The 9,157-nt window shown below is 63.8% G+C and carries 8 protein-coding genes; 2 read left to right on the forward strand and 6 right to left on the reverse strand.

The window, feature by feature from the left end; genetic code table 11:
• Positions 1-16: 16 nt before the first annotated feature.
• The gene (ispH, locus tag AC1VNY_RS38325; protein WP_482409047.1) at positions 17-943 is read right to left on the reverse strand and encodes a 4-hydroxy-3-methylbut-2-enyl diphosphate reductase; all 927 of its coding nucleotides are present in this window, start codon (positions 941-943) and stop codon (positions 17-19) included.
• Positions 944-1,393: 450 nt separating this feature from the next.
• Here ispH and hpnN point away from each other — a divergent pair, with 450 nt between their 5' ends.
• Positions 1,394-4,006, forward strand: a complete 2,613-nt coding sequence (gene hpnN / locus AC1VNY_RS38330) for a hopanoid transporter HpnN (RefSeq protein WP_482409048.1) — start codon at positions 1,394-1,396, stop codon at positions 4,004-4,006.
• 87 nt (positions 4,007-4,093) lie between these two features.
• On the opposite strand, the gene AC1VNY_RS38335 is transcribed toward hpnN, so the two are convergent.
• Positions 4,094-4,723 carry a DUF2147 domain-containing protein gene (locus AC1VNY_RS38335; RefSeq protein WP_482409049.1) on the reverse strand — a complete coding sequence of 210 codons (630 nt, stop codon included), beginning with the start codon at positions 4,721-4,723 and terminating at the stop codon, positions 4,094-4,096.
• Between the two features lie 102 nt (positions 4,724-4,825).
• Here AC1VNY_RS38335 and hpnO point away from each other — a divergent pair, with 102 nt between their 5' ends.
• A complete protein-coding gene (gene hpnO, locus AC1VNY_RS38340; protein ID WP_057015689.1) occupies positions 4,826-6,217 on the forward strand; it encodes an aminobacteriohopanetriol synthase HpnO in 1,392 nt (463 codons plus the stop codon).
• Between the two features lie 136 nt (positions 6,218-6,353).
• Here hpnO and AC1VNY_RS38345 read toward each other — a convergent pair whose 3' ends face one another.
• The 4 genes from AC1VNY_RS38345 to AC1VNY_RS38360 form a co-directional block, all read right to left on the reverse strand.
• Positions 6,354-7,124: an anti-sigma factor family protein gene (locus AC1VNY_RS38345; protein ID WP_482409050.1), complete on the reverse strand. Its 771-nt coding sequence runs from the start codon at positions 7,122-7,124 to the stop codon at positions 6,354-6,356.
• Positions 7,121-7,678 carry a sigma-70 family RNA polymerase sigma factor gene (locus AC1VNY_RS38350; RefSeq protein WP_018270594.1) on the reverse strand — a complete coding sequence of 186 codons (558 nt, stop codon included), beginning with the start codon at positions 7,676-7,678 and terminating at the stop codon, positions 7,121-7,123. The genes AC1VNY_RS38345 and AC1VNY_RS38350 overlap by 4 nt, the downstream gene beginning before the upstream one ends.
• A 94-nt stretch (positions 7,679-7,772) precedes the next feature.
• Positions 7,773-8,096 (reverse strand): cupredoxin domain-containing protein, encoded by a 324-nt coding sequence (locus AC1VNY_RS38355; RefSeq protein ID WP_028338682.1) that lies wholly within the window; start codon positions 8,094-8,096, stop codon positions 7,773-7,775.
• Between the two features lie 12 nt (positions 8,097-8,108).
• Entirely contained in the window at positions 8,109-9,062 is a 954-nt protein-coding gene (locus tag AC1VNY_RS38360; RefSeq protein ID WP_057015687.1) for a metallophosphoesterase family protein, read from the reverse strand.
• Positions 9,063-9,157 lie beyond the last annotated feature (95 nt).

The raw sequence follows: 9,157 nt of genomic DNA on the forward strand, positions 1-9,157 counted from the left end.
GGGATGTGGGTTCAGATCAGCCCGCAGTCAGTTCGGCTGGCAGCCGGAATTCGATATTCTCTTCTCGGCCCGGAACGACCGAGACCGACAGCGGTCCGATGCGCCGCAGGGCCTCGATCACATCGTCGACCAAAACTTCAGGCGCAGAAGCGCCCGCCGTAATGCCGACGGCCTTCGCATCCTTGAGCCAATCCGGATTGAGTTCGCTCCCATCGGCAATGAGATAACTCGCGACGCCGACCTCGGTGCCGATTTCACGAAGCCTGTTCGAGTTGGAACTGTTGGCGGCCCCCACCACCAAAATGACGTCCACCAGTTTGCTCAGGTCCCTTACCGCAGATTGGCGGTTCTGTGTCGCATAGCAGATATCCCTGATATCCGGGCCTTGAATATCTGTAAATTTTGCCTGAAGAGCCGCGATAATGTCCCTGGTGTCGTCCACGGACAGGGTGGTTTGGGTAATGTAGGCGACCGGCGCATCGCTCGGCAGCCTCAGTTCCGCCACATCCTGGACGCTCTGGACCAGCAGAACCGGCCCCGGAACCTGTCCCATGGTTCCCTCGACCTCGGGGTGGCCGGCGTGCCCGATCAGGATCAAAGCGCGGCCCTTCGAGATATAACGCTTGCCTTGGTTGTGGACCTTGGTGACGAGCGGGCAGGTGGCATTGAGTACCGGCAGGTCGCGGGCTTCCGCCTCCTCCTCGACGCTCCTGGCGACGCCATGGGCACTGAAGACGGTCACTGCCTTGGCCGGCACTTCCGAGAGGTCCTCGACGAAGATCGCGCCCTTCTTCTTCAGGCTCTCGACGACGTGTTTGTTATGCACGATCTCGTGGCGGACATAGACCGGCGGGCCATACTTCTCAAGCGCGCGTTCGACGATCTCGATCGCGCGCACGACGCCCGCGCAAAAGCCGCGCGGCTGAGCAAGAAACACTTCCATCGGACGTCCGTTACGCAAATTGCACCAATCTCGTTCAATGCCCTGCGGCCTTTTCGGCAACGCACTCCACACGTCGGACCTCGCAACGTCAGTTGCAACGTCCGCGCCATCACAGTTCCTGGACGGGATCTGTGCCCCAAGCGCATGGAAATACAGGGATTTGTGGCAAAAAGGTAGCGTTTCGAGCGGGCTGGATCACGAAGGAGGAGGCGTTGGAGGTAATATAGTGTGGGTTTTGGCTCCTGCGACCGACCGTCTCCCTCACTTGTTCGTCACTTTATCGCCCACTCATGCGGTTTATACCGGCCATTCGTGGCCGTTCCTGTGCTTTGGAACCTCCTCGCCGTCCCGTCGAGAAGGATAACCAAAACAACATTAGATCGGTCCCGGGAACTCCGCTACAGAGCGGGCGTTTTCGGCCATGCTTCCCCGAGATTAGAAAGAAACGAAGTGCTGACAAATATTGTCGTCTCCGTTGTTAGGACCTGTACGCGTTTTGCCCTTCCGGTTGTGATTATCTCTGTGTTGCTGTCGATCGGCGCCGGCTTCTATACGGCCCGCAACTTCTCGATCAACACCGACATCAACAAGCTGATCTCGCCGGATCTGGATTGGCGCAAGCGCGACAACCAGTTCGAGGAAGCGTTTGATCGCGAGCGGCTGATCCTGGCGGTGGTCGAGGCAGCAACGCCGGAGCTGACCAGCTCGGCCGCGAAGGCGCTCACCGCGAAGCTGCAGGCCGACAAGAAGAACTTCGAAGCGATCACCGCGCTCGGCTCCGGCGAATTCTTCGAGAAGAACGGCCTCTTGTTCCTGCCGACCGAAGAAGTCGGCAAGGTCGCGGGCCAGCTCGAAGCGGCCGCACCGTTGATCGAGATCATGGCCGGCGATCCCTCGATTCGCGGATTGACCGGCGCGCTCGAGACCGGCCTTGCCGGCGTCAAGCGCGGGCAGGTCAAGCTCGACAATACGGCGCCGCCCTTCAACCTGATCTCCGAGACGGTCGAGACCGTCCTCGCCAAGGGCAACGCGACCTTCTCCTGGCGCGAGCTCACCAGCGACAAGCCGCTGACCGATTCGGACAAGCGCGCCTTCATCGAGATCAAGCCGATCATCGACTATTCGGCGCTGGAGCCGGGCAAGGGCGCGACCGACGCGATCCGCCAGGCGGCGGCCGATCTGAAATTCCCGACCGAATATCACGCGCGCGTTCGCCTGACCGGACCCGTGCCGATCGCCAACGAGGAATACGCCACCGTGCAGGACGGCGCGATCACCAACGGCATCGGCACCGTGGTGATCGTGCTGGTCATCCTCTGGATGGCGCTGCATTCCGGCAAGATCATCTTCGCCGTGTTCGTGAACCTGTTCATCGGGCTTGCCATCACCACGGCGGTCGGCCTGATGATGGTCGGCTCGCTGAACCTGCTCTCGATCGCCTTCGCCGTGCTGTTCATCGGCCTCGGGGTCGACTTCGGCATCCAGTTCAGCGTTCGCTACCGCTCCGAGCGCTTCAAGAACGACAATCTGACGCTGGCGCTGGAAAATGCGGCGCGCCGCTCCGCGGTGCCGCTGTCGCTCGCCGCGATGGCGACCGCCGCCGGGTTCCTCTGCTTCCTGCCGACCGACTACAAGGGCATCTCGGAGCTCGGCAAGATCGCCGGCGCCGGCATGCTGGTGGCGTTCGTCACCAGCATCACGGTGCTGCCGGCGCTGCTCGATCTGCTCAATCCGCCCGGCGAGAAGGAGCCGGTCGGCTACGCCTTCCTGGCGCCGCTCGATCTCTTCCTGGAGAAGCATCGCGTTCCGATCATCGTCGGCACGCTGCTGGTCACGGTCGCGGGCCTGCCGCTGCTCCATTACATGAAGTTCGACTTCAACCCGATCAATCTGCGCAATTCCAAGGTGGAATCGATCGCGACCTTCCTCGACCTGCGGAAGGATCCGAACACCGGCGCCAACGCCATCAACGTGATGACGCGCTCGGAAGCCGACGCCAAGAAGATCGAGGCCAAGCTCGAGAAGCTGCCGGAAGTGTCGCGCGTGATGTCGCTCGACAGCTTCGTGCCCGACGACCAGCCGGCCAAGCTGAAGCTGATCGCGCAGGCGGCCAAGACGCTCGGCCCCGCGCTCAACCCGGATTCGGTCGATCCGGCGCCGTCGGATCAGGAGAATGTCGAGTCGCTGAAGAGCTCGGCCGACAGCCTGCGCAAGACCGCGGGCGACGGCAAGGGGCCGGGCGCGGTGGCCGCGCGCCGGCTCGCCGACGCCCTGCAAAAGCTCGCCGGTTCGAACCAGGCGACCCGCGACAAGGCGCAGGACATCTTCGTCGCGCCGATGAAGATCGTGTTCGATCAGCTCCGCAATACGCTGCAGGCCCAGACCGTCACGCTGCAGAACCTGCCGCCGGAACTCGTCGACAGCTGGAAGACCAAGGACGGCCTGATGCGTGTCGAGGTGGAGCCGAAGGGCGATCCGAACGACAACGACAATCTGCGCCGCTTTGCCGACGCCGTGCTCGCCGCCGAGCCGACCGCGATCGGCGGGCCGGTCTCGATCCTGAAGTCGGGCGACGTCATCGTGAAGGCGTTCATCCACGCCGGCATCCTGGCGCTGGTCACGATCGGCCTGCTGCTGTGGCTCACGCTGCGCCGCGTCGTCGACGTGCTGATGACGCTGGTGCCGCTCCTCGTCGCCGGCATCGTCACGCTGGAGATCTGCGTCTTGATCGGGCTGCCGCTCAACTTCGCCAACATCGTCGCGCTGCCGCTGTTGCTCGGCGTCGGCGTGGCGTTCAAGATCTACTATGTCACGGCGTGGCGCCAGGGCAGGACGAATCTGCTGCAGTCGAGCCTGACACGCGCGATCTTTTTCAGCGCGCTGACCACGGCGACCGCGTTCGGCAGCCTGTGGCTGTCGAGCCATCCCGGCACCGCGAGCATGGGCAAGCTGCTGGCGCTCTCGCTCGTCACCACGCTCGCGGCGGTGTTGCTGTTCCAGCCGGCGCTGATGGGCAAGCCGCGCGAGGTCAAGGAGGAGGATATCGCCAACGACGTCACCTGACGCGTTGGCGGTTCGCTGTCGGACCGGCTTGGCGGCAGGCGCCGCCGAGCCGCGATGTCAGCGGATGGTGTTCCCCGCAGGCTTCCGCTAATGCGTCGGTCGCGCGATGTCCGGTAGCAGGCAGATATCGCCCACGGCGTCAGCCTGCGCATTGGCGTTGCCCGGGACCTGCTTTTGGCCCGGCTTGGTGGCCGGTGCCACGGCGCCGGTGGTTTTCTGCGGTGCTGTTGACTTGGGCTGGGTGCCCTTCGCCGCCGGGCTGCCGGCGGCGCTCACCGGAATCGGCGGACCGACGCGGGTCCAGGTCTCGCCGCCGCACAGGAAGCCGAGCACGCAGCCCTGGATCTCCAACTGATCGGTGCCGACGGGCTTGATGGTCGAGCTGTAGAGCTGGCCGTCCTTGGCGTTGTAGACCTGACCTTCCCACGCATCGGCGCCGGCCTTCTTCTTCATGTCGATCAGGATCGGCATGCCGAGCGTCGGCCTGCTCTGCTTTGCAGGATCAGGATTGTTCTTATCCTTGCCGCCCGGGGTTTTTTCCCAGGACACCGCACCCCACATGTTGCCATTACACTGGGCGACGCGGATGGTGGCGACACCGTCAGCGACCTTCCAGTCGCCGGTCGGGTCCGCTGCAAGTGCCGGTGATAATACGGTGGCCAAAAATAAACCTGAAAAGGCTATTGTACGCGCGAAAGTTCTTGGGCAGTGCAACATGGTCCAAACCTGTGCTTAACTGGACGATCCGAGCGGGGGTCAAAACGCCGCTAGCGAGCGTTTTAAGTTGACGAGATGGCCATCAACCGACGTATGTAACGAATGGTAAGTTCCAATCTAGACGTTTCCGAGATTTTTGTGGAGCGCGAGGGGCAGCGCGGTGCCATGCACACGCGTCACCTCAACGAGCAACTCGTTCGCGTTCTCAAGACCATCGGCTACGACGTCGGCTTCCAAAAGGGGCAAGGCCAATACCTCTTCGATCGTCAGGGGGCTCGTTACCTTGATCTATTGAGCGGATTTGGCGTTTTTGCGATTGGCCGCAATCATCCGGCCCTGCGCCAGGCGCTGAAGAGCGTGCTCGACGCCGACCTGCCCAATCTTGTGCAACTCGATGTCTCGACGCTCGCTGGCGTGCTCGCGGAACGGCTTCTGGAACATGTTCCATATCTGGACAAGGTGTTTTTCGCCAATTCCGGCGCCGAAACGGTCGAAGCCGCGATCAAGTTCGCGCGCGGCGCGACCGGCCGCCCCGGTATCGTCTATTGCGGGCATTCGTTCCACGGCCTGTCCTACGGCGCGCTGTCGCTGACGGATGATTCGAATTTCCGCGGCGGATTCGAGCCGCTGCTGCCGGGCTGCACCCCGATTCCCTTCAACGATCTCGAGGCGCTGGAGAAGGCGCTGTCGTCGCGCCAGGTCGGCGCGTTCATCGTCGAGCCGATCCAGGGCAAGGGCGTCAACATGCCCACCGACGAGTTCCTGCCCGGCGCGCTGGCGCTGTGCCGCAAATACGGCACGCTGTTCATCGCCGACGAGATCCAGACCGGCATCGGCCGCACCGGAAAATTCCTCGCGATCGAGCATTGGGGCATCGAGCCCGACATGGTGCTGCTGGCGAAGGCGCTGTCCGGCGGTCACGTGCCGATCGGCGCGCTGCTGACGCGCAAGAACATCTTCGACAAAATCTTCAACCAGATGGATCGCGCGGTCGTGCACGGCTCGACCTTCGCGAAGAACGATCTGGCGATGGCCGCCGGCATTGCCACGCTCGACGTCATCAAGGCCGAGAAGCTCGTCGAGAACGCCGCCAAACGCGGCGCCGAGCTTCGTCTTGCGCTGACGCGCATGGTGCCCGGCTATGAACTGATGAAGGAAGTGCGCGGCAAGGGCCTGATGATCGGCGTCGAGTTCGGCCCGCCGAAATCGCTGCGGCTGAAGGCGTCGTGGAATCTGCTGGAGACTGCCAACAAGGGCCTGTTCTGCCAGCTGATCACGGTGCCGCTGTTCAAGGATCACAAGATCCTGACCCAGGTCGCCGGCCACGGCCTCCACACCATCAAGCTGCTGCCGCCGCTCATGATCACCGAAGAGGACTGCACCTGGATCGAGAAGTCGTTCGACGACGTGATCGCCGGCAGCCACAAGGTGCCCGGCGCGATCTGGTCGCTCGGCAAGACGCTGGTCGACAACGCGGTGCGCAAGTCGGCGTAGTTTCGAACCTGTAGCCCGGATGCAGCCAACGGGTCGCGCGAATGCGCGCCCGATGACAGGCTGAGCGAAATCCGGGGTTCTCACAGCGGGTAAGACCATCCCCGGATTACCCAGCGCTCCATCCGGGCTACAAGACTCACCCCTCCTTGTTCGCGCGCATCGCGCCCTCGAACTTGTCGCCGAACTCGCCCAGCTCGTCGGCGCCGAGATCGCTGACCGCCCAGTAGTTCAGGCCGCGGTCGCTCCAGCGGCGGATGTTGAAGCCCTGCAGCGTCGAAATCTTCGCCGCCTTGCGTTCGGTGTTCGCGGTCTGCGCCACGAACAGGTTGATGACGTGCTGGCGCCGCTTGTAGACCACGGCGCCGATCTCGCGGGCGTTGACGTAGTCGAGCCGGCCGCCGATCAGCGTGAAGCCCTGCGCGGTGAGATCGATCACCGGCGGAGAGACGTCGAGCTTGCCGTTGAACCAGGGCTTGACCGTGTGCTGATCCGTCGAGATCACGTCGGTGAGGTGGCCGGCCTGCAGCGAACGCAGATGCGCCGACACCACCTCGTTCTCGATGCGCTGCTCGTCATCGTTGCGCAGCACGATCGCGACAAGGCCGGTCGCTGCCATCGCCGACACCGCGGAGCCCAGCGCGAAGCCGCGCAGCACCGAGCGCCGGGTCGGCGCCGCCTGCGCTTGTGGTTGCGGCAGCGACCTCTCGATCTTGCGGCGCAGCTCGAGCGGCGCCTTGTAGCGCAAATCGCTCTCGGCGATCGCCTGGCGGATCTCCTGGTACTCCTTCATGAGCGCGGCACAATGCGCGCACCCCTCGACATGGGCTTCTACTTCGCGCGCATGGCCGGCGTCGAGTTCGCCGTCGATCAGCGCGTGGATCAGCACTTCGGCTTCCTCGCAGGTCATTTCGCTTGCTCCTGTTCCGCAAGCCAGGCCGATCGCAGCATGGCGCGGGCGCGCGCGAGGCGGGACATCACGGTGCCGACCGGCACGGCGGCGACATCGGCGATCTCGCGGTATGAAAGATTCTGGATTTCCCTGAGCACAAAGGTCTCGCGGAACGGCTCGGCAAGCGCCGCGACCAGCTTGCGCACGGTCTCGCCGTCGAAGCGGCGAAGCAGCTGCTTTTCCGGGGTCTCCGGGGCTTCATTCCACAGCGGGGTCTGCTCGCCGCCTTCGGGCAACTCCTCGACCGCGGTCGGGGCGGTCTTGCGCCTTGCATATTCGGCGCGGCAGACATTGCGCAGGATCGCGAACAGCCACGGCTTCATCGCAGGTCCACGGTAGCTGTCGAAATGCTTGTAGGCGCGCAGATAGCATTCCTGCACCGCATCCTCGGCGTCGGCGGCATCGCGCAGCAGATAGCGGGCCAGCGTATAGGCGTCGTCAAGATACGGCAGCGCGGCCTCGCGGAAGCGCCGCGCCTTTTCGGGATCGTCTTGCGACGCGTTGACAACCATCGTGTTCTGCCCGGCATGTCGAGAGACGGCTCGTGCCCGGCCGGGGGCGGAGGGCCACCGGCCGGGCATGGTTGTGATTGTATGGGTTGTCACGTTACCCAACCTTGACACTGCCTGTCATGTGCGGATGCAGCGAGCAGAAATACTTGTACTCGCCGGGCTCCGTGAAGGTGAACGAGAAGGTGCCGTCGGTATCCATGGTCTTGGAGCGGAATTTGCCCGCACACACCACGGTGTGCGGGATGTCGTCGCGGTTCGTCCAGGTCACGGTGGTGCCGACCTTCACGTCAAGCTGGGGCGGGGTGAACGAGAAGTTGTCGATGTGAACCGCGGTATCCTCGGCGCGGGCCGCCGTGACCGGCAGCAGCATGGTCGCGACCACGGCGATCCCGAAGTCGCGTCGATTGATCGAACTCATCGGTCTTGTCCCTTAGCCTTGCAGCGGCGTGTCGATGATCGCCAGCGGCTGGCTGTTCTGCTTGAAGTTGATGCTGGCGACGCCGAGCATGCTGCGCAGCTTGGCATCCTCCACCTTCATCGGGCCGGGCGAGGGGGCGGAGCCCGGCGCCGGCTGCGGGAAGGCGGTCGAACGCGCGGTGTGGAAGGTGACGTTGCCCTCGACCTTCTGCATCACCTGGTGGATGTGGCCGTTGAGCACGGTGACCGAGCCGAACCCCTTGACGTATTCCAGCGCGCGGGCGCCGTCCTCGGTGCCCCAGCCCCATTGCGGATAGACCGTCCACAGCGGGATGTGGGCGAACAGCACGATCGGCGTCGACTTCGAGCGGCCCTTGAGGTCGTTCTCCAGCCATTCGAGCTGCTCGTTGCCGAGATTGCCGAGGCCGCCGCCCTTGAGGTCGACGACGTTGACGAGGCCGATGAAATGCACGCCGCCGGCGTCGAAGGAATAGTAGCCCGGACCCTTGGTGCCGCGGCCGTAGCGCTCCTTGTAGAGCTTGACCTCCTCGTCGATGAAATCGTGCTCGCCTGGCACGTAGTGCACGTCGAGCTTGGCCTGCGAGATGATGCGATCGGCGTCATCGAATTCGGACGCTTTCGACAGATGCGTGATGTCGCCGGTGTGGATCATGAAGGACGGCTTGACCTGCATCGCCCGGACCTTGTTGATGGCCTCTTCCAGCGTGCCGATGGCGTTCGGGTTGGCCGGCTTGTCGAAGCCGACATGGCTGTCGCTGATCTGCATGAAGGTCATGCCGGGCGCCGCCTCCGCAGCCGCGGCCGAGCCGACGATGCCGAGCGAATGCGGCACGCCGCCGGTGACGGTCCACAGCACGCCGGTGCCGGCCCAGGTCATGCATTCCAGCACCTTGCGTCGGCTGACGCCTTTTTCCTCATCGCGATGGTCGTGATCGTGTCCGCTCATGGCAAGTCTCCCGTGGGCCCAGGGATTGGGTTTCCGGGAAGATGATCGGCGGGGCCAGGGCGAGCTGTCGCTCTAAACCTATCAGGGGTCCGCGG

The organism is Bradyrhizobium ferriligni (assembly GCF_056837965.1).